The 21,206-nt window shown below is 67.7% G+C and carries 21 protein-coding genes and 1 tRNA gene; 11 read left to right on the top strand and 11 right to left on the bottom strand.

What is annotated here, in order from left to right; all coding sequences use genetic code 11:
• Window position 1: 1 nt before the first annotated feature.
• The 3 genes from AB3K92_RS11560 to AB3K92_RS11550 form a co-directional block, all read right to left on the bottom strand.
• Window positions 2-1,003 carry a LysR family transcriptional regulator gene (locus tag AB3K92_RS11560; protein ID WP_369465088.1) on the bottom strand — a complete coding sequence of 334 codons (1,002 nt, stop codon included), beginning with the start codon at window positions 1,001-1,003 and terminating at the stop codon, window positions 2-4.
• A gap of 99 nt (window positions 1,004-1,102) precedes the next feature.
• Complete coding sequence (locus AB3K92_RS11555) at window positions 1,103-1,522, bottom strand: hypothetical protein (RefSeq protein WP_021157363.1); 420 nt, start codon at window positions 1,520-1,522, stop codon at window positions 1,103-1,105.
• A 122-nt stretch (window positions 1,523-1,644) separates the two neighbouring features.
• Entirely contained in the window at window positions 1,645-2,445 is an 801-nt protein-coding gene (locus tag AB3K92_RS11550) for a helix-turn-helix domain-containing protein (protein ID WP_042973320.1), read from the bottom strand.
• A 181-nt stretch (window positions 2,446-2,626) separates the two neighbouring features.
• Here AB3K92_RS11550 and AB3K92_RS11545 point away from each other — a divergent pair, with 181 nt between their 5' ends.
• Window positions 2,627-3,253, top strand: a complete 627-nt coding sequence (locus AB3K92_RS11545; protein WP_059521594.1) for a LysE family translocator — start codon at window positions 2,627-2,629, stop codon at window positions 3,251-3,253.
• A 13-nt stretch (window positions 3,254-3,266) separates the two neighbouring features.
• Entirely contained in the window at window positions 3,267-4,031 is a 765-nt protein-coding gene (locus AB3K92_RS11540) for a bifunctional 2-polyprenyl-6-hydroxyphenol methylase/3-demethylubiquinol 3-O-methyltransferase UbiG (RefSeq protein ID WP_059622324.1), read from the top strand.
• 19 nt (window positions 4,032-4,050) lie between these two features.
• Here the strand turns inward: AB3K92_RS11540 and AB3K92_RS11535 are convergent, their stop codons facing one another.
• The 4 genes from AB3K92_RS11535 to AB3K92_RS11520 all read right to left on the bottom strand — a co-directional run bounded on the left by AB3K92_RS11535 (window position 4,051) and on the right by AB3K92_RS11520 (window position 7,310).
• Window positions 4,051-4,740 carry a DUF2848 domain-containing protein gene (locus AB3K92_RS11535; protein ID WP_060071238.1) on the bottom strand — a complete coding sequence of 230 codons (690 nt, stop codon included), beginning with the start codon at window positions 4,738-4,740 and terminating at the stop codon, window positions 4,051-4,053.
• Window positions 4,741-4,811: 71 nt separating this feature from the next.
• Window positions 4,812-5,198 carry a hypothetical protein gene (locus tag AB3K92_RS11530; RefSeq protein WP_059554557.1) on the bottom strand — a complete coding sequence of 129 codons (387 nt, stop codon included), beginning with the start codon at window positions 5,196-5,198 and terminating at the stop codon, window positions 4,812-4,814.
• Window positions 5,199-5,246: 48 nt separating this feature from the next.
• Window positions 5,247-6,725: a 4-hydroxyphenylacetate 3-hydroxylase family protein gene (locus AB3K92_RS11525; protein ID WP_369465086.1), complete on the bottom strand. Its 1,479-nt coding sequence runs from the start codon at window positions 6,723-6,725 to the stop codon at window positions 5,247-5,249.
• Window positions 6,726-6,761: 36 nt separating this feature from the next.
• Entirely contained in the window at window positions 6,762-7,310 is a 549-nt protein-coding gene (locus tag AB3K92_RS11520; protein WP_081052576.1) for a flavin reductase family protein, read from the bottom strand.
• A 255-nt stretch (window positions 7,311-7,565) separates the two neighbouring features.
• Here AB3K92_RS11520 and AB3K92_RS11515 point away from each other — a divergent pair, with 255 nt between their 5' ends.
• A complete protein-coding gene (locus AB3K92_RS11515; protein WP_059554556.1) occupies window positions 7,566-8,777 on the top strand; it encodes an IscS subfamily cysteine desulfurase in 1,212 nt (403 codons plus the stop codon).
• Between the two features lie 39 nt (window positions 8,778-8,816).
• On the opposite strand, the gene AB3K92_RS11510 is transcribed toward AB3K92_RS11515, so the two are convergent.
• A complete protein-coding gene (locus tag AB3K92_RS11510; protein ID WP_059554553.1) occupies window positions 8,817-9,359 on the bottom strand; it encodes a MarR family winged helix-turn-helix transcriptional regulator in 543 nt (180 codons plus the stop codon).
• A 128-nt stretch (window positions 9,360-9,487) separates the two neighbouring features.
• Between AB3K92_RS11510 and AB3K92_RS11505 the strand changes: the two genes are divergently transcribed.
• Window positions 9,488-10,078 carry a nuclear transport factor 2 family protein gene (locus AB3K92_RS11505; RefSeq protein WP_369465084.1) on the top strand — a complete coding sequence of 197 codons (591 nt, stop codon included), beginning with the start codon at window positions 9,488-9,490 and terminating at the stop codon, window positions 10,076-10,078.
• Window positions 10,079-10,103: 25 nt separating this feature from the next.
• Here AB3K92_RS11505 and AB3K92_RS11500 read toward each other — a convergent pair whose 3' ends face one another.
• Together AB3K92_RS11500 and rtcR are read right to left on the bottom strand one after the other, a co-directional pair.
• A complete protein-coding gene (locus AB3K92_RS11500; RefSeq protein WP_230950850.1) occupies window positions 10,104-10,616 on the bottom strand; it encodes an SUKH-3 domain-containing protein in 513 nt (170 codons plus the stop codon).
• A 79-nt stretch (window positions 10,617-10,695) separates the two neighbouring features.
• Window positions 10,696-12,315: an RNA repair transcriptional activator RtcR gene (rtcR, locus tag AB3K92_RS11495; RefSeq protein ID WP_059554552.1), complete on the bottom strand. Its 1,620-nt coding sequence runs from the start codon at window positions 12,313-12,315 to the stop codon at window positions 10,696-10,698.
• Between the two features lie 336 nt (window positions 12,316-12,651).
• On the opposite strand from rtcR, the gene AB3K92_RS11490 reads away from it, so the two are divergent.
• From AB3K92_RS11490 to AB3K92_RS11465, 6 genes are all read left to right on the top strand, one after another.
• Window positions 12,652-12,724 (top strand) — tRNA-Cys (locus AB3K92_RS11490).
• A 258-nt stretch (window positions 12,725-12,982) separates the two neighbouring features.
• Complete coding sequence (locus AB3K92_RS11485; RefSeq protein WP_059554550.1) at window positions 12,983-14,122, top strand: slipin family protein; 1,140 nt, start codon at window positions 12,983-12,985, stop codon at window positions 14,120-14,122.
• A gap of 62 nt (window positions 14,123-14,184) precedes the next feature.
• Window positions 14,185-15,408, top strand: coding sequence for an RtcB family protein (locus AB3K92_RS11480; protein WP_059554548.1), 1,224 nt, complete (start codon window positions 14,185-14,187; stop codon window positions 15,406-15,408).
• Between the two features lie 57 nt (window positions 15,409-15,465).
• Window positions 15,466-16,278 (top strand): nucleotidyltransferase domain-containing protein, encoded by an 813-nt coding sequence (locus AB3K92_RS11475; RefSeq protein WP_369465083.1) that lies wholly within the window; start codon window positions 15,466-15,468, stop codon window positions 16,276-16,278.
• A gap of 261 nt (window positions 16,279-16,539) precedes the next feature.
• Window positions 16,540-17,688, top strand: a complete 1,149-nt coding sequence (locus AB3K92_RS11470; protein WP_369465081.1) for a DUF1176 domain-containing protein — start codon at window positions 16,540-16,542, stop codon at window positions 17,686-17,688.
• 61 nt (window positions 17,689-17,749) lie between these two features.
• Window positions 17,750-19,054: a nitrite reductase gene (locus AB3K92_RS11465; RefSeq protein WP_369465080.1), complete on the top strand. Its 1,305-nt coding sequence runs from the start codon at window positions 17,750-17,752 to the stop codon at window positions 19,052-19,054.
• 19 nt (window positions 19,055-19,073) lie between these two features.
• Here AB3K92_RS11465 and AB3K92_RS11460 read toward each other — a convergent pair whose 3' ends face one another.
• Complete coding sequence (locus AB3K92_RS11460; RefSeq protein ID WP_021157379.1) at window positions 19,074-19,742, bottom strand: O-methyltransferase; 669 nt, start codon at window positions 19,740-19,742, stop codon at window positions 19,074-19,076.
• 133 nt (window positions 19,743-19,875) lie between these two features.
• Here AB3K92_RS11460 and AB3K92_RS11455 point away from each other — a divergent pair, with 133 nt between their 5' ends.
• A complete protein-coding gene (locus AB3K92_RS11455) occupies window positions 19,876-21,171 on the top strand; it encodes an O-acetylhomoserine aminocarboxypropyltransferase/cysteine synthase family protein (RefSeq protein WP_021157380.1) in 1,296 nt (431 codons plus the stop codon).
• Window positions 21,172-21,206: the final 35 nt, after the last annotated feature.

Raw genomic sequence — 21,206 nt, 5'->3', positions numbered from 1 at the left:
TTCACACCATCGCGGCCTCACTACGCTCGCGATCACCGACCTCGATCGTTTCCGGCACCGGCCGCCGTACGACGCCCGCCGCAACGACCAGCCCCTCCCCGCTTCGCGACGCTTCCGAGAACCGCTCGACCATCCAGTCGACGAACGCGCGCACGCCGGGCGACACATGCGGGCGCTTCACGTACACGGCCGACACCGCGATCGCACCCGGCCGCCAGCACGGCAGCACTTCCCGCAACCGCCCCGCGTCGATCAGCGGCTGCGCGGCGACGCGCGGCGGCTGGATCAGCCCGAGGCCATGCACGCCGCACGCCAGGTACGCCCGCTCGTCCTCCACACTGACGATCCCGTCGAGCCGCACCTTGCGCACCGCGCCATCGACGAGGAACTCGAGTTCGGCCGCACGCTGCCCCGGAACCGGCGACGTGCCGACCGCACGATGCACGGCCAGATCGCCGAGCGTGCGCGGCGCGCCGTGGCGGTCGAGATACGCGGCGCTCGCGCATGTCACGCGCTCGAGCGTGCCGAGCCGGCGCGCAACGAGCGACGAATCGGGCAGTTCGCCAAGCTGGACGCTGCAGTCGATCGCGTCGCCGATGCGATCGGCCGGGCGCCCGGATACGCCCAGCGTCAGCGCCAGGTCGGGATGCCGCGCATGGAACTCGCCGAGCGCCGGCAGCACGATCGCGTCCGCGACCGCCGCCGGCAGCTCGACGCGCAGCGGCCCGCTCGGGTGCAGCGCGGCGCCGCGAATGCTGGCCTCGAGCTCGTCGACATCGGCCGTGATGCGCACGCAGCGCCGGTAATACGCGTCGCCTTCGGGCGTCGCCCGCAGCGCGCGCGTCGTACGCACCAGCAACGGCATGCCGAGTGCCGTTTCGAGCTCCTGCACGGTCCGCGTCGCGGTGGCGCGCGAAATGCCGAGCGCCTGCGCCGCGCGCGTAAAGCTGTTCATTTCGACGATGCGCGTGAAGATGCGCATCGCGCGGATCGGATTGTCCACCGGACACCCCTGCATGTTTGCCGCATGCCGCGGCGCACGCTTGCGCGCCCGCCGTGCCTGCGTATCGAGGAACGCCGCGCCGCCGGCGCGGCAGACGGTTCAGCCGTTCGCCGCCGCGGCGCGGCGCGCCGGGTCGTCGAGCAGCCGTTGCGCCAGCGCGAGTGCGTCGTCGCGGGTGGCGGCCGCGTTCAGCGGATAACCCCAGACCTTCTCGAACGCGCCCGAGAACGCGTCGAGCGCCACGCGCCGCGCGGCGTCGGGCTCGATCGCGATCATCGCGGGAATCCATTCGCGCGACTGCGCGCGGTTGGCCTTGCTCCACTTCGCGAGCTGCTTGCGCAACTCGTGATCGTCGGCGCCGCGGTCATCGCCGGACGGCGCATCGTCGGTCAGAAGAACGAACGGTTCGCGACGCGCGAGCAACGCGTCGAGCTCGGCGATCAGGCTGGCGGGGTCGGTGTGCGTCGAACCGGTGTAACGCAACCAGACAAACGGGAATTCGGTCGTGGTGATGTGCATGTCGGCCTCCAGATGAGAACGATTCTCATTTTATGGATCGAGGCCCACGGCGTCATTTATCGTCCCGGCCAACCGCTTGCTCGATCCGGCCAATCGCGCCTCGACGGTGCGGATCGCACCGTTCAGCGTTGCCGGTCGGTCAGGAATTGCGTCGGCGACTTGCCGGTCGCCTTGCGGAACATCGTCACGAAGCTGCTCGCGCTCTCGTAGCCGAGATCGATCGCGATCTGGTGCACGCGGCGGCCGGTCGTCAGCATCCGCAGCGACAGCGCGACGTGCAGCCGCCGGCGCCAGTCGCCGAGGCTCATCCCGAGTTCCTTCGCCGCGAGCCGCGTCAGGCTGCGCTCGCTGATGCCCGCGCGCCGCGCGAGTTCGGCCAGCGGCGACTTGTCGGCCGGATCGGCGAGCAGATGGTCGATCAGCTTGCGCAGCCGGCGATCGGCAGGCATCGGCAGGTACAGGTCCTCGACCGGTGCGGCGACGAGTTCGTCGAGCAGCGTCGCCATCAGCCGCCCCTGCGGCCCGTCGACGTCGTACAGGTTCGGAAAGCTCGCCGCCTTCAGCAGCAGTTCGCGCAGCAGCGGTGACACCGACAGCGTGCAGCAGCGCGCGGGGAGATCGAGGGCGGCATCCGGTTCGACCAGCACCGCGTAGAACGTCGCGCCGGCCGAGCCGCGCGCTGCGTGCGGGACGTCGCCCGGAATCCATACCGTGCATTGGGGCGGCGCGCTCCACACGCCGCCGTCGATCTCGCAATAGATGACGCCGCTCAGCGTGTAGAGCAACTGCGCCTGCGGATGGCTGTGCCGCTCGAGCCGCCATTCGGGCTCGACGACCGAGCCGCCGAACACGACGAGCGGACGCGGCACGTGGAAGACTTCGTCATCCGCTGCGGGATCGGTGGTCGGAGGAAGCTGGCGCATGAAACGGTGGACGATGGAGGAAGCCGGACGCCCTGCCCGCGCGTCCTTTCGTGCTTATACCAGAAAGGCGCCGGCGCGGCCCTGCCGCCCGGGCGGGTGTCCGTGCGGCGTCTGCAGCCGCCTGCCGAAGCGAATACAATGCCCCGATCCCCCGCCGCCGCACCCACCTGCCGGAGCCGTCATGTTCGACCTGACCACGCTGACCACCTTCACGGCCGTCGTCCTGGGCCTGTTCCTGATTCCCGGCCCCGCCGTGCTGCTCGTGCTGAGCCGCACCGTGCAGGGCGGCCGCAAGACCGGCATCCTGACCGGCCTCGGCGTCGCCAGCGGCGACTTCGTGCATACGCTGTTCGCGGCCGTCGGCCTGTCGGCGCTGCTGATGACGTCGGCGCTCGCGTTCAATGTCGTGAAGGGGATCGGCGCCGCGTACCTGATCTATCTCGGCGTGCGCGCGTTGCTGGAGAAGCAGTCCGATCCGTCGCTGCCGAGCGTATCGCCCGTCACGCCGCTCAAGGCGTACCTGCAGGCGATTCCCGCCGAGGTGCTGAATCCGAAGACCGCGCTGTTCTTCCTCGCGTTCATGCCGCAATTCGTGCATCCGGAACGCGGCTCGACGTTCGTGCAGTTCGCGGTGCTCGGGCTGATCTTCGTCGTGCTCAGCTCGCTCTACACGACACTGATCGCCTGCTCGATCCGTCCGCTCGGCCGCATCGTGAAGCGGCTCACGTGGCTCACGCGCTGGCAGGGGAAGATCATCGGCTCGATCTTCATCGCGCTCGGGCTGCGCGTGGCCGTGCAGCAGCGCTGACACGCGCGGCCGCATGACGTCCGCCGCCCCGCCCGCCGGCGAAGCGCTCTACACCGACCCGCGCCTCGTCGCGGTCTACGACCTGTTCAACGCGGGCGATCGGGATTTCGCGTTCTACGCGTCCGTGATCGGCACCGCACGCCGACGCATCCTCGACCTCGGCTGCGGCACCGGCACGTTCGCGCGCCGGCTCGCGGCAGCCGGGCACGACGTCACGGCGATCGATCCCGCGCCGGCGATGATCGAATACGCCCGACGCCAGCCGGGCGCCGACGCGGTCCACTGGCTTGCGTGCGGGCTCGACGGCCTGCCGCCCGACGCGCCGCCGTTCGATGCGGTCGTGATGACCGGGCATGCGTTCCAGTGCCTGCTGACCGACGCGGAAATCGATATGACGCTGCGCGGCGCGCGGCGCGTGCTCGCCGACGGCGGCCGCTTCCTGTTCGAGACCCGCAATCCGCGCATCGCGCCGTGGCGTGCATGGACGCCGGCACATTCGGCACGCAGCGTCGAATCGCGCGAATCGGGCATCGTCGACCTTCATCATGCGGTGCGCTCCGTGGACGGCGCGATCGTCACGTTCGACACGCACTACCGCTTCCGCCGCGACGACACGGTGCTGACGAACACGAGCCGGCTGCGCTTCATCACACAACCCGACCTGCGGGAGCGCGTGATCGCGGCCGGATTCCCGTCGGCCGACTGGTACGGCGACTGGCAGCACGCGCCGTTCGACGCTGCGGCCAGCGCGGAGATCATCGCGATCTGCCGCGCGTGAGTGCGCGTTCCCGACCGCGTCAGCCCGCCACCGGCAGCGTGTCCACCGCATACGCATGCCGCAGCGTGCGGCCCAGCACCGGATCGTCCAGCTCGACTTCGAACCGCTCGGCCGGCCGGATGCCGCCGATCGCCGCGAGCGTGCCGCACAGCATCGCGGTGCCGTCGACGAAGCGGCCGCCGTGGCGCGCGAATTGCGCGAGCAGGTCGTCCGGTGCGCGCATCGCGCTCACCTTGCCTTCCTGGTACAGCACGCGCTCGCCTTCGATCGTCGCGTATGCGCGCAGCACGAGCTGATCCCAGTGCCCGGCCACGTCGTCGAACTTCCACAGCGTGTTCGCGCACGGCTTGCCGCACATCTGCTTCGACACCGTGATCCCGTACGTCTCGACCTCGCGGTCGGTGTGATCGGACGCGATGCCGACGAACGTCTCGCCGCCGTCGCGCACCAGCACGAATTCCGCTTCGCCGCTGCTCTGCCCGCCCGACACCTGGATTGCGGGCGACGGATCGAGGCGGTCGGCCGCGACGCGGTAAAACACGGGCGTCGTCGCCGGGCGCTTGACGCCCAGTTCCTCCAGCTCGCGGATGTGCTTCTCCATGGCGGCCGTGTCGCGGCCGGTCCAGCCCGCGATCACGAGCGTGTCGATCGCGATCGCGCGCTCGGTGCGGCCGTCGCGACCGTCGATCGCGAACGTGATGGTTTTCATCGAATGCTCCTCGTAGCGGACAGCGCACGCGCGATGCGGCGCCGCACGCGTTGTGTCGTGAATGGCCAGGCTCAGGCCGGGTCGTAGTAGTGGATCTCCAGCAGCACGCAGCCGCCGTTCGACTTGAACGGGCCATGCCATGCGCCGGGCGGGCGCACCGCGTACGTGTAGCCCTTGAACGGCGTGCCGCCGTTGCCGTGTTCGTCGTTGCCGACGGTCAGGTCGCCTTCGACGAGAAACACCTCTTCCCAGTAGTCGTGCACGAACGGCTTCTTCGTATGCAGCCCGGCCGGCAGGCGCAGCAGGCGCGTGCGGCTGCCGCGTTTGCGCTCGGTGTCGAGCGCGCCGGACAGGATCAGTTCCTGCGCGCCGGATGCCGGGTCATAGCCTTCCGGCAGTTGCCAGTCGCGCTGCATGTCCAGCGCATGGAATTCGTCGTGAAGCTTGTTGATGGCCATCTGTCTCTCCTGTGGCGATAGCGGATGAGTCGAACGCGATGCGGCGCGTCAGGCGGCGTGCGGCGTCGACAGTTCCTGGTTCAGCGAATAGCTGCCGAGCATCGAATCGACGAGATGCGACGCGCGCTGCCAGTCGTACGTGCGATACGCATGCCCCTTCGTGACGAACGACGCGCCGGCGTAGAACAGTTCGTACTGGTTGTGGCGCGACGCGAATTCGGAGCCGACCGCATCCCACGCGAGCTTGAAGAACTTCACGCGCTCCTCGGACGAACACACCGGCGACTTCTGCGTCTTCTCGATGATGCGCAGCAGGTCGGGGTTCTCGAAATCGCGCACGCTGGACGGCAGCATGATCATTCCGCCGCCGGCGAGCTCGCGCAGCGTGTTGAGCACCTTCGAATAGAGCTGCTGCGTGACGACCTGCGAGCCGTACAGCATGTTGCGGTCGGGCACGTAGAAGCCGTTGACGACGGTACCCTTCGCTTCCATCCCGTAGACCCACGCCTCGACCATCGACGCTTCGGCCGCGAGCTGGCCCAGCGTTTCGCGCACCTGCGGGAATGCATTCGTGCCGTTGACCTCGGAGATCTTCAGGCCGAGCCCGACGAGGAAGCGCAGCTTCGTCATCAGGCGCACCTGGCATTGGTAGTTCTGGTACACGTGCGCGGGCGTCGCGTGGAACTGCTTCGCGCACATCGCCGTGTTGCCGGCAACGAAGATCCGTTCCCACGGCACCTTCACGTCGTCGAAATACAGCACCGCGTCGTTCTCGTCGAAGCGGCTCGACAGCGGGTTGTCGAACACCGACGTCGCGTTCTCCTCGTACGACTTGCGCGACAGGATCTTCATGCCCTTCGCGTTCATCGGCACCGCGAACGACAGCGCATACATCTCGTCGCCCTCGCGCAGCGGCTGGATGCAGCTGCAGAACACCTCGTTCGCCATGATTCCGCTCGTCGCGAGCATCTTCGCGCCGCGCACCGTGATGCCTTCGGCATCCTGATCGACGATGCCGACCGCGAGGTACTTGTCCTCCTGCTCGTGCGCGGCCTTCGACTGGTTCGCCTGCGGATTCACGATCACGTAGGTCAGGAACAGGTCGTTGTCGCGTGCGTAGCGGTAGTAGTCGCGCAGCGCGCCCGCCCGCGCCGGATCGTATTGCTCGAACACGTCGGCGCCCATCACCATGCCGGCAAGACAGGACGCGACGTGATCCGGCGAACGACCCATGAAGCCGTAATGCAGCTCCGACCACGCTTCCAGCGCGGCACGGCGTTCGACGAGTTCGTCGTAGGAGGTCGGCAGCTGCCAGATCCGGCTGACGCGGTTGCTCGAGTCGGGCGACACGAACGTCATCTTCTCGACGTTCTCGTCGCGAGCCTGGTAGTCGTACAGGCTCGCGTAGCTGCGGATCGAATTGCGGAATGCCGCATGCGCGGTCACGTCGCCGACCGGCTGGCCGTTCAGGTAGACCTGCCGCCCGTCGCGCAGCGACGCGATGTGCTGGGTCCCGTTCTTGATCATGATGTTCTCCTGGGTGGAATGAAACGTGGATTGCATTCAGGCAGACGGCGCGTGCATGCCGTCGAGCGTGCGATAGCGGCCGCCGAAGAAGATCAGCGGGCGCCCTTCCGAACGAGCGCGGTACCGTGTCACGCGGCCGACGAAGATCACGTGATCGCCGCCGTCGTACTGCGCATAGGGCTCGCATTCGAACGTCGCGAGCGCATCGGGCAGCAACACCGCGCCGTCGTCATCGGCCGCGCCGGCACGCCAGCCCCACTTGTCGCCGTTCGCTTTCGCGAAGCAGTTCGACAGATGCTGTTGCGTCTCGTCGAGCACGTTGACCGCATAGCCGCCCGCACCGGCCAGGTCGCCGAGGCTCAGGCTGCGACGGTCGACCGAAAACAGGATCAGCGGCGGGTCCAGCGACACCGAATTGAACGACGCGACCGTGATACCGATCGGCGCCCCCTCCTTGCGCGGGGCGGTAATCACCGCGACGCCCGTCGCGAACATCGACAGCGCGGTGCGAAAGCGCCGCTGCGCGTCGGCACCCGCACCGGTTCCGGCATGGTTCTCGCTCATCTCGTCCTCCTTGGGTTGCATCGCCGGATTCCGCAGCGGAATCCAGCCCAACAAAGCACCGTTACTTAGCTTTGTTATTTAGCTTTTATTAAATGTAAACACAAAGGCGGGTTCAAGTTGTCGTAAACCCTGACCTAGAAAGCTTTGTTTGAAAGACAACCCTACTGACGGGATGGGTGTTGCGCGGCGCCCGCGAATGTCCACGTACACTGCGGCTACCCTGTTCCGCGGTGCTTTCGCGCACTGCGGGAGACACCGTTTTCCGGAGCCGCATCGATGCAATCCCGCCCGATCTACATGGACTACAGCGCGACGACGCCCGTCGATCCGCGCGTGGTCGACAAAATGGTGCCGTTCCTGCACGAGCAGTTCGGCAACCCGGCTTCACGCAGCCACAACTACGGCTGGGATGCCGAGCAGGCGGTCGAGGAAGCGCGCGCGCACGTCGCCGCGCTGCTCGGCGCCGATTCGCGCGAAATCGTGTGGACCTCCGGCGCGACCGAGGGCAACAACCTCGCGATCAAGGGCGCCGCGCACTTCTACCAGGGCAAGGGCAGGCATCTCGTCACGGTGAAGACCGAGCACAAGGCCGTGCTCGATACGTGCCGCGAACTCGAACGCCAGGGCTTCGACGTCACGTACCTCGACGTGCGCGAAGACGGCCTGCTCGACCTCGACACGGTGCGGCAGGCGCTGCGCGCCGACACGATCCTGGTGTCGGTGATGCTCGCGAACAATGAAACGGGCGTGATCCAGCCGGTGGCCGAGATCGGCGCGCTGTGCCGCGCGCGCGGCATCGTGTTCCACTGCGACGCCGTGCAGGCGGCCGGCAAGATCCCGGTCGACGTGAATGCGTTGAACGTCGACCTGCTGACGGTGACCGCGCACAAGGTCTACGGCCCGAAGGGGATCGGCGCGCTGTACGTGCGCCGCAAGCCGCGCGTGCGAATCGAAGCGCAGATGCACGGCGGCGGCCATGAGCGAGGGATGCGCTCGGGCACGCTGCCCACGCACCAGATCGTCGGGATGGGCGAGGCGTTCCGGCTCGCGAAGGAAGAGATGGCGGAGGAAAGCCCCCGCGTCGGCGCCTTGCGCGACCGCTTGCTGGCCGGCCTGTCGACGCTCGACGAGGTTTACGTGAACGGCGATCTGGCCCGCCGGATTCCGCACAACCTGAACGTCAGCTTCAATTTCGTCGAAGGCGAATCGCTGATCATGGGGATCAAGGGTGTCGCGGTATCGTCAGGCTCGGCGTGCACGTCGGCATCGCTGGAGCCGTCGTACGTGCTGCGCGCGCTGGGCCGCAGCGACGAGCTCGCGCACAGCTCGATCCGCTTCACGCTCGGCCGCTTCACGACCGAGGCCGAAGTGGACAGCGTGATTGCGCAGGTGCGCGACACGGTCGGCAAGCTGCGCGCGCTGAGCCCGCTGTGGGACATGCATCTCGAAGGGGTCGACCTGAATACGATCGAGTGGGCCGCGCACTGAGTGCGGTCGAGCGTCAGGCGGGCTGGCGGCGCGTGCGCGTCAGCCTTTTTCCTGGCGCGCGATCAGGTGCGCGAGATCGAGCGTCGCGCGGTCGCCGTTGGTGACGAGGCGGTCGATCACCGAGCAGAGCGCCTTGAATTCGGTCTTCGTCACGCCCTCGAACAACACGTTGTTGATGCGCTGCTGCGTATCCGTGAGCGCCTTCAGCAGCTTCGAGCCGGCCTGCGTGACCGTGAGACGCATCTTGCGCTTGTCGTCGGGGTCCGGGCGTTTGTCGATCAGGCCGAGTTTCTTCAGCTTGCCCGTCTCGATCGTGACGAATGCGCCGCTCAGGTGCAGGTGATCGGCGAGGCGGTTGACGGTCACGACGTCGTCGTGCGAAAGATGCGAAACCGATACGAGCAGCGAATACTGGATGCCGGTGAGGCCGATCAGCGAGCCGAAGCCGTCGCGTACCGACAGCAGGCGGGCCGCAAACGGCAGCAGCCCGTTGATCAGGTGGCGAAATTCCGTGTCCGTGCCGTCGATCAGGCAGGCCGGGTTGGTGATGGTCAGAACGGACTCCTCTTGCTGCTTGGCCATGACTTCGACGCTCCGTACGGTCATGCGAATTTAGCTTTGAAACGAAATTATACGGCAAAGGCACATGCGCCCCTGGCCAGATCCGGCCGCTGCGCGTGACCCCATTTCCCGCTACAGGAGGCTCGTCCATGCCCTTCCCGCTTCATCCCGCGTCGGTTCGCGCGCTGCTCGAATGCTATCTGCGCGCAAAGGACCTGAACCGGCCCGCGCTGATCGCCGACTGCTTCGCGACCGATGCCGAGCTGAGCTTTTCGCTCGCGAACGACGACATCGATTTTCCGCCGCGCGTGACGGGCGCGGCCGCGATCGCACGCACCCTGGTCGAGGAATTCGGCGAGCGGTTCGAGCGGTGCCGGACCTATTACGTTTGCACGGAATCCGAAGTCGACCCGCATGGCATCAGCGGGATGTCGTGGCTCGTCGTGATGCGGCAGAAGGACAACGGCGCGTTGCGGATCGGGCACGGCACGTACCGCTGGCAGTTCACACCCGACAGCGAAGGCGGTGCGCGGATCGCCGCGCTGCACATTCATGTCGCGCGCATGGATACGATCGACGATCCGAAGTCGACGAAACTCGACGCGCTGCATGCGGCGTTCGGGTATCCGTGGCTGCCGGCGCACGCGTTCGCGCGCGGGCTGGCGGATGTCGCGGCCGCGCAGCCGGAATGGGCATTCCTGGCGCCGTTTCACGAGGCGGCGGCAGCGGCGGCCGGTTGAAACACGGCTGAAGCGCGTCGCCGCTTCACGTGCGGGCAAGGAGCTGACGGACCGTCATCACGCGCGGATCGTCGATCGTCAGAACCTCGCCGTAATGGGCGATCGTTGCCCGGTGGTCGAGCAACAGCGGAATCGAGACGCGCCCGAGCAGCGTCCGCTCGACCGCTTCGCCGAACGTGAATCCGCACAGATGCACACCGTCGACCACGCAATTGGTCGAGAACACCCGGCCCTGCGCATCGACATAAAACTCGGCGTACCCGAGATCGTCTTCGGCGAAGCCGATCATCGTCGTCCCGAGCGCCTGTTCCCACGCGTCGATCTGGTGATCCTTGCGCGCCAGCGCATGAAAGGCGAGCCCCATTCGCGCGCAGGTCTGCCCGCTGGCGGAAGCGCCCACGATCAGCCCGCCGAATTCGCGCAGGATGACATCCCCCGGATGCTCGCCATCGCCGGACGACACCCGGCAACCGGAATCGCCACGCCACCCCGAATCGGCAAACAGCGCCTTGACCGACAAAGGAATCGCGATCACCACCACCCTCCCGAGTTTGCGTGCACGATACCGCACGCGCTATCCACCATGCGCGACACAGGAAATGCATCGCGCGTGCCCGTCACCTCGACGCATCGAGCGCGCCCCTCACCCCCTCCCAATCCAGCCCGAACCGCGCGAGATACTTGCGCAGCCTGTCCGCGTCGTTCGGCTGCTTCTTGCTCTGCCGCGACACCGCGAACAGCGTGCGCCCGGCTTCCGACAGGCTTGCCGACACGCGGCACACGTCGAGCACGCGTTCGAGCTGCGCACGGTCGAACAGGTCGAGTTCCGCCGCGCGCGCGCCGAACACCGCTTCGACACACGCGTCGGACGATCCCGCGCCGCCCGGCTGAGACCACGTGCGCGTCAGCCGTTCGACTTCCTGTTCGGCAAGCGCTTCGGTAATCCGTCCCGCATCGGCCAGCGTCGCCATCCGCGTGACCGACGCGGACAGCTCGCGGAAGTTGCCGGCCCACGCCGCACGCGGCGACGCGGCGAACGCGAGATAGCGCCGCTTCGCCTCGACGTTGAAACGCACCTGCTCGCCCTGCTCGCGGCCGAACCGGTCGAGTTCGAATTCGAGGTTCGGCTCGATGTCCTCGCGGCGCTCGGCCAGCCCTGGCAGTTCGTACGTCCACAGGTTGATCCGCGCATAGAGATCCTCGCGGAAGGTGCCGGCCGCCACCATCTGCCGCAGGTCGCGGTGCGTGCCCGCGATCAGTTCGAAATCGCTGGTCGCCTCGACGTCCGCGCCGACCGGCAGGAAACGCTTCTCCTCGATCGCCTTCAGCAGCATCGCCTGTTCGTCGAGCCCGAGTTCGCCGATCTCGTCGAGAAACAGCAGCCCGCCGTCCGCCGCGCGCAGCAGCCCGGCACGCGCCGACTGCGCGCCCGTGAACGCGCCCTTCACGTGGCCGAACAGCGTCGACATCGCCGCGTCGCCGCGCAGCGTCGCGCAGTTGATCTCGATGAACGGCCCCGCGAGCCGATGGCGGCCACGCTTCAGCTCGTACACGCGCTTCGCGAGAAACGACTTGCCGGCGCCCGTCGGCCCGACCAGCAGCATCGGCGCGCGCGACCGCACGGCCACGCGCTCCAGTTGCTCGATCAGCGCATTGAAGCGCGCGTTGCGCGTCGCGATGCCGGCCTTCAGGAACGACACCGTCTCGTCGCGCTCGCGCGTGAAGCGCTGCGCGATCCGGTTGTAGCGCGACAGGTCGAGATCGATCACCGACATCGTGCCGGGCCCGCTCAACCCCTCGTCGGTCTTCTGCGGCGGTGCCGTCTGGGCGAGACGTGCCGGCAGGTAGCGCGCCTCCGCCAGCAGGAACCAGCAGATCTGCGCGACGTGCGTGCCGGTGGTGATGTGGATCAGGTAGTCCTCGCGGTCGAGATCGAACGGGTAGGCGCGCGCGAAATCGTGCAGCGTCGCGTAGACCTCCTCGAAATCCCACGGATCGCGAATCTCCATCGGGACGAGCCGCACGTCGGTGTGCGGCGACACGCGCTCGAGGTCCTGCTTCACGCGGTTCGCGAGACGCCCGAAGTTCGGCGCGTGCAGCAGTTCGAGCCGGTCGACCGGCATGTCGCGCTGCTCGCACAGCGAAATCGTCGGCCGCCAGTTGCGCCAGCGGCGCTGCGAGCCGCCGCCCTGGTCGAGCACGGTACCGAGAAAACCGATCGCGACGGTCTTGCGCATGTTTATCCCACAAGATAAGAGGCGATCCGATTGTATCGAATTTTCCGGATCGAGCCATAGCCGGATTTCCATGCACTGCCGGTCATGACAAATAACTTCCCCTTTTATTTCAAATGCTTGCGATTTATTTCGCGCATTGCGCCGCCCGCTGGCACGCTCCTCGCTAAATAGAAAGCGCCGGATGTCCCGCTGGCCCGCGAGCCAGGGTTCACAAAGCCCTGCTGGTGCGCCGCCGCCGAACCTGTTTCGTCGCGGTCGCGCATGCCGCCATGGGCAGACGAAGGCAAACGGGCGCGTACTGGAACTTCGCCCGGGTTCGAATCCCGGGGCGCCCTCCGTTCGGTAGCTCATTTGGGTAGAGCAGCCGGCGCAAGCCGGTGTGTAGCGGGTTCGAATCCCGCTCGAACGCTGTCCGCAAGGACAGCCTTGTAATGAAAGCAGTACCCGCCGGTGCGGGCCGCGAGGCCCGCCGCGCGTCGGACCGGTTGCGGTTCCGCGCGATCGGCCGGACGGCCGCACGGCCCGCGCAAAGGCGCACGACGACGCGAAGCAGGATGCGTCGCCGCGCACTTCGGCGCCGGGCCTGCGCGCCGCCCGCCCGGTTGCGTCGCCCCGCGATCCGCACGACGCGCGTCACCCGGCGGTCATCGAAGAAAAGGACAAGAATATGTGGATGCGACATGTAGTGAAAAAGAACGAACGCGCGCTGCTGATGAACGAGGGCGATTTCGTGAAGGTGCTCGAACCGGGCGTGTTCAAGGCCTTCGATCCGTTCAAGCGCCTGTCGGTGCAGACCGCGCGTCTCGACGCGCCGCTCGCCGACGCGGCACTGGCCGATTACCTGCGTCACGACGCACCGGACGTGCTCGCCCGGCACTTCGTCGCGATGGATCTCGCCGACGACGAAGCCGGCCTGCGCTACGAAGACGACGTGCTCGTCGAGATCCTGGCGCCGGGCACGCGCCGGCTGTACTGGCGCGGCCTGACCGCGCACCGTCTCGAGCGCGTCGATCTCGCGCAGGACAGCGTGCTGCCGGCCGCGCTCGTGAAGCGCATCGCGCAACCGGCACTGCGGGCGCGCGGCGTGGCGGGCCTGGCGGGCGTACTGCTGGCGCAGGTGCCGGCGTACCACGTCGGCGTGCTGAAGATCGACGGCAAGATCGAGCGGTTGCTGGACGCGGGTGTCTCGGCGTTCTGGCGCTTCAACCGCGACATCGCGGTCGAACTCGTCGACCTGCGCGTGCAGGCGCTCGAAGTCGGCGGACAGGAAATCCTGACGCGCGACAAGGTCGCGCTGCGGCTGAACCTGTCGGCGACGTGGTGTTATGCGGACGTGCTGCATGCGTTCGGCCAGCTGCAAAAGCCGGTCGAGCACCTGTACCGCGAGCTGCAGTTCGCCCTGCGTTCGGCCGTCGGCACGCGCTCGCTCGACGAACTGCTGGAAGACAAGCAGTCGATCGACGACGTCGTGATCACGCAGGTGCGTGCACGCCTCGGCAACTCGGGCTTGGACGTGCGCAGCGTCGGCGTGAAGGATATCGTGCTGCCGGGCGACATGAAGACGATCCTCGCGCAGGTGGTCGAGGCGGAAAAGTCCGCGCAGGCGAACGTGATTCGCCGCCGCGAGGAAACGGCGGCCACGCGTTCGCTGCTGAACACCGCGAAGGTGATGGAAGAAAACCCGACCGCGCTGCGGCTCAAGGAGCTGGAAACGCTCGAGCGCGTCGCGGAACGGATCGACCGCATCTCGGTGTTCGGCGGTCTCGACCAGGTGCTGAACGGACTCGTCAGCATCAAGGGCGCCTGACGGGCGCAACGGCGCGGCGCAAGTGTGCCGCGCCGCATGAATGAAGGAATCAGGTGAAGCAAATGAGTGCAATGGATTACCAGGTGATGGAACTGGCGAACGGCAAGCCGGTGAAGATGTGGACGCAAGGCGTCGCCGTCGAGGACGAAGCGCGCGCGCAGCTGCGCAACACCGCGCAGATGCCGTTCATCTTCAGCCACGTCGCGGTGATGCCGGACGTCCACCTCGGCAAGGGCTCGACGATCGGCAGCGTGATCCCGACGAAGGGCGCGATCATTCCGGCCGCGGTCGGTGTCGACATCGGCTGCGGGATGATGGCCGCGCGCACGACGCTGACGGCGTCCGACCTGCCGGATTCGCTCGCGGGCCTGCGCGGTGCGATCGAACGCGCGGTGCCGCACGGCCGCGCGCCGGGCCGCCGCGATCCGGGCGCATGGGGCGACCGCACGCCGGCCGCCGTGACCGAATCGTGGAAGTCGCTGCAACCGGGCTTCCAGCGGATCGTCGACAAGTATCCGAAGCTGGAAAAGACGAACCACTACGCGCACCTCGGCACGCTCGGCACCGGCAACCACTTCATCGAAGTGTGCGTCGACGAAGCGGACCACGTGTGGTTCATGCTGCACAGCGGCTCACGCGGCGTCGGCAATGCGATCGGCAGCCTGTTCATCGAACTCGCGCAGGCCGACATGCGGCAGCACATCGCGAACCTGCCGGATCGCAACCTCGCGTATTTCACCGAGGGCAGCCGCCACTTCGACGACTACGTCGAGGCGGTCGGCTGGGCGCAGGACTACGCGCGGCGCAACCGGCAGGCGATGATGGATGCGGTGATCGGCGCGGCGCGCGGCGTGATCGCGAAGCCGTTCTCGGTCGACGAACACGCGGTGAACTGCCACCACAACTATGTGCAGCGCGAACGCCATTTCGGCGAAGACGTGCTCGTGACGCGCAAGGGTGCGGTGTCCGCGCAGAAGGGGCAGCTCGGGATCATTCCGGGCTCGATGGGTGCGAAAAGCTTCATCGTGCGCGGGCTCGGCAACCCGGAAAGCTTCTGCTCGTGCAGCCACGGCGCGGGCCGGACGATGAGCCGCACCGAGGCGAAGCGCCGCTTCACGGTCGACGACCAGGTGAAGGCGACCCAGGGCGTCGAATGCCGGAAGGATTCGGGCGTCGTCGACGAAATCCCGATGGCTTACAAGGACATCGACGCGGTGATGGCGGCCCAGCGCAGCCTCGTCGAAGTGGTGCACACGCTGCGCCAGGTGGTGTGCGTGAAAGGATAGCGCGGTGCGCGGCCGATGGCCGGCGGCCGCGCGCAACGAGAGAGAAACGAGACAATCATGAAAACGGAACAACTGACTGCCGTGCGCAGTGCGCACCCGGTCGACCCGGCCGTGCGGGCGCGCGTGATGGCGGAGCTCGCGGAAGTCGAGCGCCGCCATGACGTGAGCGTGCTGTTCGCATGCGAATCGGGCAGCCGCGGGTGGGGGTTCGCCTCGCCGGACAGCGACTACGACGTGCGCTTCGTGTATGCGCACCGGCGCGACTGGTACCTGAGCGTCGAAGCGCAACGCGACGTGATCGAGCGGCCGCTCGACGACGAGCTCGACGTCAGCGGCTGGGAACTGCGCAAGGCGCTGCAACTGCTGCGCCGCTCGAACCCGACACTGCTCGAATGGCTCGACTCGCCCGTCGTGTATCGCGAAGACGCGCGCTGGGCGCCGCGGCTCAGGTCGCTGGCGTCGGCGTTCTTCTCGCCGGTGCGCGGGCGTCATCACTACCTCGCGATGGCGAAGAAGAACTTTCGCGGCTACCTGCAGGGCGACACGGTACGCTACAAGAAATACCTGTACGTGCTGCGGCCGCTGCTCGCGGTGCGCTGGATCGACGCGGGGCTCGGGATGCCGCCGATGCGTTTCGCGGCGCTCGTCGACGGCACCGTGCACGAGCCGTCGGTGCGCGCGGAGCTCGAGGCGCTGCTCGCGCTGAAGATGAGCGCGAACGAAAGCGAATACGGGCCGCGCCGGCCGGCGATCCACGCGCTCGTCGAGACGATGCTCGCCGATGCCGAACACGATCGCGAATACAAGCGGCCATGGGGGGACGTGACGATGCTCGACGCGTTCCTGCGCGACGTGGTCGACGCCCGATGAAAAGCGAACGGCGCGGTGCCTGCGGGCATCGCGCCGTTTGCGCATCCGTTCCGTACACGTGCGACCACACCGCCCAGCAACGTACGTGCCCGCACACAAAGCGTCGCCGCCGCGATCGGCGCGCTGTGCGGCGGTATACTCGACACCGTTCGGCAAAGCGCGCCGCTGCATGCGCCGCCGCCTTCGACCGCCCCGCTTGCTGACGATGCGCTTGCAGTCCGACGTCTTGCGCCCGCCCATCCACAGTCGATACGAACCGTCATGTCGCACCGCCTTTCGCTCGCCATCGCCGCCCTCCTCGCCGTTTCCCCGATCGTTGCCCAGGCCCGTCCGCTCACGCGGCCGCCGGTCGAGCGCGACTTCAAGAACTGGTCGGTCGTCTGCGACAACGTCAATCGTTGCATTGCCGAAAGCCATGCCGACGACACCGACGACTCGCGCATCAGCCTCATCCTGCGCGTGACGCGCGATGCCGGCCCGGACGCGCAAGCGTCGCTCGCCCTCTATGCGTCGGCGCCGCTCGACCTGCGCACCGCGCGCGCGGACGGCCGCCCGTTCGACGCGATGGCGGCCCAGTGGCATGCGTTCGGCGGCAAACCGGACGACGACGAAGCACACCCGTTCCGGATCCGCACCGACGATCCGGCAACGGTTGCCGCATGGCTCACCGCGGCGCGCACCGCGCAACTGCTGAGCTTCGGCGATCCGGCGTCGGCGCAAACCGCTCGAACGCCGTTGACGGGATTGAACGCCGCGCTGCTGCTGATCGACGACACGCAAGGCCGGGTCGGCACGACGACGGCGCTGCTGCGCCCCGGCAACCGGCCCGCGTCGTCGGTGCCGACCGCGCCGGCACTGCCGCCCGCCGTCGTGCCGGCGCCGGCCGTCGCGGACCTGCCGGCCGGCGGGCAGCGCCCGCTCGTCGACGCGGTGCTCGCGAAGTTCGGCGACGACATCAAGCAATGTGCGGCCGACGTCGAAGACGAAATGTCGGCCGGCGATCGCCGGAAGGCGTCGCGCGCCGTGGCGATTTCCGCCGACGAGGCGCTCGTCGCGATACCGTGCCAGACCAGCAGCATGTATAACCACACCGACCTGTGGTATCGCGTGAAAAGGACGGCACCGTTCACGCCGACGGCGATGAATTTCGGCGAGAACGCGAACGCGGGGCTCGACTCGGCGTCGTTCGCGAACGAACTGACAGAGGCCGCCTACGACCGTACCCGCGCGACGCTGTCGAGCAAGGTCAGGCTGCGCAGTGCCGGCGATTGCGGCTCGACCGCGTCGTGGATCTTCGACGGCCGGCGCTTCCTGCTCAGCGACATCGCCACGCACGGCACGTGCAACGGCCTGTTCGACGATCAATGGCCACGCCTGTATCGACGCGCCGATGCGCCGGGAAACCGCTGACGCGTGCATCGCACCGAAACACGCCGGCAGTCACACCCATAACAAACCGAGGGGCCGACCCATGCATCTCCCGTTCATCGACGCGTCGCGCAACGCGACTGCGACGCGGCGCACGCGCGGCTGGCGTGGCGCAATTGCGTTCGCGCTGCTCGCCGTCACCGCGTTCGCCTTTTCGCCAATGAAGGCAGCACGCGCGGCAAGCGCCGACGATGCGGTCGAGATCCCGTTCTGGTCGCGCGACTGGGTCGGCACGATCGGCAACCGGCATGTCGAAGTCTCGCTGTCGCGCGTGGCCGGCACGGTATCGGGCTCGTACTGCTACGCGCCCTGCACGTCCGACAAACGCTACCGGCTCGCGCTGAAGGGGACGCTCGACGCGCACGGCGCCACGCTGTCGGAACGCGACAGCGGCGCGAAAGCCGGCGCCGATCGCGTAACGGGCACGTGGCGCGTGGCATCGCTCGACAATGCGGTGGCCGGCACGTGGGCGTCGCCGGACGGCAAACGCACGCTGCCCGTCTCGCTCGCAACGAAACAGGACGGCAGGCCGTTCCCTTACGAGATCCGCCTCGTCGCGGACAAGCTGCCGGACGACGACGGTTCGTGCAACGACCCGCCGCACGTCGCCGCGATCCGCCTGTACGATCGCGGCCGCCTCGTGCAGACGCTGCAGACCGATTCACGCGGCACCTGCGGCCTGTTCACGCCCGATTTCGCCGACGTGAATTTCGACGGCTGGCCCGACCTGATGCTCGCGCAATCGATGGGCGCGAGCCCGAACATGCCATACCAGACGTGGATCTTCGACCCGAAGACGCGGCGCTTCGTCGACGCGCCGCAGGGGCTGCAGGGCATCACGTCGCCGGAGTTCGATGCCGTGCACCGGATCATCTGGACGAGCTGGCGCGCGAGCTGCTGCGAGCACGGCGTGACGACCTACCGCTGGCAGGGCAACGACGTGAAGGAGACCGACTCCGCCAGCAGCTACCTGCTGCCGGTGCTCGACGGGAACACGCGCCGCTATTGCTACGTCACGCCAGGCTACAGCGACGGCTACATCGAGTTTCCGCAGCGCATCGAGCAGACCGGCACGGGGCTGCGCTCGACGCTGGGCACGCTGAAAGACTGCGAGGCGGACGCGTCACCGTGGATGGCGCGCGTGTACATCGGCATCTGGAAGCCGGGCGCGCCCGGCCACGCGCCGACGCTCGTCCGCACCGAAAAAGTCGCGTGGAAGCGCACGCCGACCCGCGCCGGCATGAAGTTCTGCCCCGACGTGCCGTTCTACGACAACGGCCGCATCCGCCGCATCGTGCTGCGCGACGATCCCGACCAGTGCAACGACAGGAATCCCGACCAGAACTAGCGCGCGGGCCGCCCTCACGTCATGCGCCGACGATCGAGATCGAGAACCCGTCCCAGCCCTTCTGCCCGACCGTCTGCACGGCCGTCGTGGTGACGTTCGGCGCGGCCGCGAGACGCGCGAACCCGTCGCGCACGCCGGCCACGTCGGGCTCGCGATTGCCGGGATCGGCCACGCGCCCGCCGCGCACGACGTTGTCGACGACGATCACCGTGCCGGGCCGCGACAGCTTCAGCGCCGCGTCGAGATAGACCGGGTTGTTGTCCTTGTCGGCATCGATGAAGATGAAATCGAACGGCGCTTCGCCCGCGTCGACGAACCGCGCGAGGCTGTCCTTCGCGCTGCCGACCACCACCGTCACGACCTCCGCGAACCCGGCACGCGCGATGTTCCGCGTCGCGACCTTCGCATGTTCGGGGTTCAGCTCGAGCGTCACGAGCGTGCCACCCGGCGGCAATGCGCGCGCGAGCCAGATCGTGCTGTAGCCGCCGAGCGTGCCGACCTCGAGGATCCGCCGCGCGCCGCGGATCGTCGCGAGCAGTTGCAGCAGCTTGCCCTGGTTCGGCGCGACGTTGATCGCGGGCAGCCCGGCCGCGTCGCTCGCCGCCAGCGCGGCGTCGAGCGCGTCGTCGGACGGCACGAGCGTCGCGGAGAAATACGCATCCACCTGGTTCCAGTGTTCCTGATTCATCGCGCCCCCCCTTGTTTGCGGAAAGGGCATTCTATGCGCCGCACCGCCATAAGCAACAAACCATTCGTTCTAAGGGCCGCCGCGCACGTGCTCCTATAATCGCTCGACCACCACAACAACAGACGGAGCACCCATGACCGATCAGGCCTCTTCGAACTGGCGCCTCGAAACCATCGCCGTGCACGGCGGTTATCGTCCCGACCCGACCACGCGCGCGGTCGCCGTACCGATCTACCAGACCGTTGCGTACGCATTCGACGACACGCAGCACGGCGCCGACCTGTTCGACCTGAAGGTGCAGGGCAACATCTACACGCGGATCATGAACCCGACGACGGACGTACTCGAGCAGCGTATCGCCGCGCTCGAGGGCGGCATCGGCGCGCTCGCGCTCGCATCGGGACAATCGGCCGTCACCTACGCGATCCAGACGATCGCCGAGGCCGGCGACAACATCGTGTCCGCGAGTTCGCTGTACGGCGGCACCTACAACCTGTTCGCGCATACGCTGCCGCAATACGGGATCACGACGCGCTTCGCCGATCCGCGCGACCCCGCGTCGTTCGAGCCGCTGATCGACGCACGCACGAAGGCGATCTTCGCGGAATCGGTCGGCAACCCGCTCGGCAACGTCACCGACATCGCCGCGCTCGCGGAAGTCGCGCATCGCCACGGCATCCCGCTGATCGTCGACAACACGGTGCCGTCGCCGTATCTGCTGCGCCCGTTCGAGCACGGCGCGGACATCGTCGTGCATTCGCTGACGAAGTATCTCGGCGGGCACGGCACGAGCCTGGGCGGCGCGATCGTCGATTCGGGCAAGTTCCCGTGGGCCGAGCATGCGGATCGCTTCAAGCGGCTGAACGAGCCCGACGTCAGCTATCACGGCGTCGTCTACACGGAAGCGTTCGGGCCGGCCGCCTATATCGGCCGCGCGCGCGTGGTGCCGCTGCGCAACATGGGCGCGGCCATCTCGCCGTTCAATGCCTTCCAGATCCTGCAGGGCATCGAAACACTGGCGCTGCGTGTCGAGCGGATCAGCGACAACGCGCTGAAGATCGCGCAGCATCTCGCGCGTCACGAGCAGGTCGAATGGGTGAATTATGCGGGCCTGCCCGACCACCCCGACCATCCGCTGGTCGCGCGCTACCTGTCGGGCCGTGCGCCGGGCATCCTGACGTTCGGCGTGAAAGGCGGCCGCGACGGCGGGGCGAAGTTCCAGGACGCGCTGAAGCTGTTCACGCGGCTCGTCAACATCGGCGACACGAAATCGCTCGCGACGCACCCGGCATCGACGACGCACCGGCAACTGTCGCCGGCCGAACTCGCGAAGGCCGGCGTGAAGGAAGAAACGGTGCGGCTGTCGATCGGCATCGAACATATCGACGACCTGCTCGCCGATCTCGACCAGGCGCTCGCGCAGGTGTGACCGGCACGGGCGCGCCGGCTTGCCGGTGCGCCCTG

The organism is Burkholderia sp. Bmkn7 (genome assembly GCF_041103175.1).
Lineage (GTDB): Bacteria > Pseudomonadota > Gammaproteobacteria > Burkholderiales > Burkholderiaceae > Burkholderia > Burkholderia cepacia.
This window is presented reverse-complemented; position numbering and strand designations above follow the sequence as displayed.

Excerpts from the sequence above, each read along its gene's own strand:
- AB3K92_RS11555 (WP_021157363.1), bottom strand. The coding sequence starts at position 1,522 with ATGCACATCACCACGACCGAATTCCCGTTTGTCTGGTTGCGTTACACC.
- AB3K92_RS11550 (WP_042973320.1), bottom strand. The coding sequence starts at position 2,445 with ATGCGCCAGCTTCCTCCGACCACCGATCCCGCAGCGGATGACGAAGTC.
- AB3K92_RS11545 (WP_059521594.1), top strand. The coding sequence starts at position 2,627 with ATGTTCGACCTGACCACGCTGACCACCTTCACGGCCGTCGTCCTGGGC.
- AB3K92_RS11540 (WP_059622324.1), top strand. The coding sequence starts at position 3,267 with ATGACGTCCGCCGCCCCGCCCGCCGGCGAAGCGCTCTACACCGACCCG.
- AB3K92_RS11535 (WP_060071238.1), bottom strand. The coding sequence starts at position 4,740 with ATGAAAACCATCACGTTCGCGATCGACGGTCGCGACGGCCGCACCGAG.
- AB3K92_RS11530 (WP_059554557.1), bottom strand. The coding sequence starts at position 5,198 with ATGGCCATCAACAAGCTTCACGACGAATTCCATGCGCTGGACATGCAG.
- AB3K92_RS11525 (WP_369465086.1), bottom strand. The coding sequence starts at position 6,725 with ATGATCAAGAACGGGACCCAGCACATCGCGTCGCTGCGCGACGGGCGG.
- AB3K92_RS11520 (WP_081052576.1), bottom strand. The coding sequence starts at position 7,310 with ATGCAACCCAAGGAGGACGAGATGAGCGAGAACCATGCCGGAACCGGT.
- AB3K92_RS11515 (WP_059554556.1), top strand. The coding sequence starts at position 7,566 with ATGCAATCCCGCCCGATCTACATGGACTACAGCGCGACGACGCCCGTC.
- AB3K92_RS11510 (WP_059554553.1), bottom strand. The coding sequence starts at position 9,359 with ATGGCCAAGCAGCAAGAGGAGTCCGTTCTGACCATCACCAACCCGGCC.
- AB3K92_RS11505 (WP_369465084.1), top strand. The coding sequence starts at position 9,488 with ATGCCCTTCCCGCTTCATCCCGCGTCGGTTCGCGCGCTGCTCGAATGC.
- rtcR (WP_059554552.1), bottom strand. The coding sequence starts at position 12,315 with ATGCGCAAGACCGTCGCGATCGGTTTTCTCGGTACCGTGCTCGACCAG.
- AB3K92_RS11485 (WP_059554550.1), top strand. The coding sequence starts at position 12,983 with ATGTGGATGCGACATGTAGTGAAAAAGAACGAACGCGCGCTGCTGATG.
- AB3K92_RS11480 (WP_059554548.1), top strand. The coding sequence starts at position 14,185 with ATGAGTGCAATGGATTACCAGGTGATGGAACTGGCGAACGGCAAGCCG.
- AB3K92_RS11475 (WP_369465083.1), top strand. The coding sequence starts at position 15,466 with ATGAAAACGGAACAACTGACTGCCGTGCGCAGTGCGCACCCGGTCGAC.
- AB3K92_RS11470 (WP_369465081.1), top strand. The coding sequence starts at position 16,540 with ATGTCGCACCGCCTTTCGCTCGCCATCGCCGCCCTCCTCGCCGTTTCC.
- AB3K92_RS11465 (WP_369465080.1), top strand. The coding sequence starts at position 17,750 with ATGCATCTCCCGTTCATCGACGCGTCGCGCAACGCGACTGCGACGCGG.
- AB3K92_RS11460 (WP_021157379.1), bottom strand. The coding sequence starts at position 19,742 with ATGAATCAGGAACACTGGAACCAGGTGGATGCGTATTTCTCCGCGACG.
- AB3K92_RS11455 (WP_021157380.1), top strand. The coding sequence starts at position 19,876 with ATGACCGATCAGGCCTCTTCGAACTGGCGCCTCGAAACCATCGCCGTG.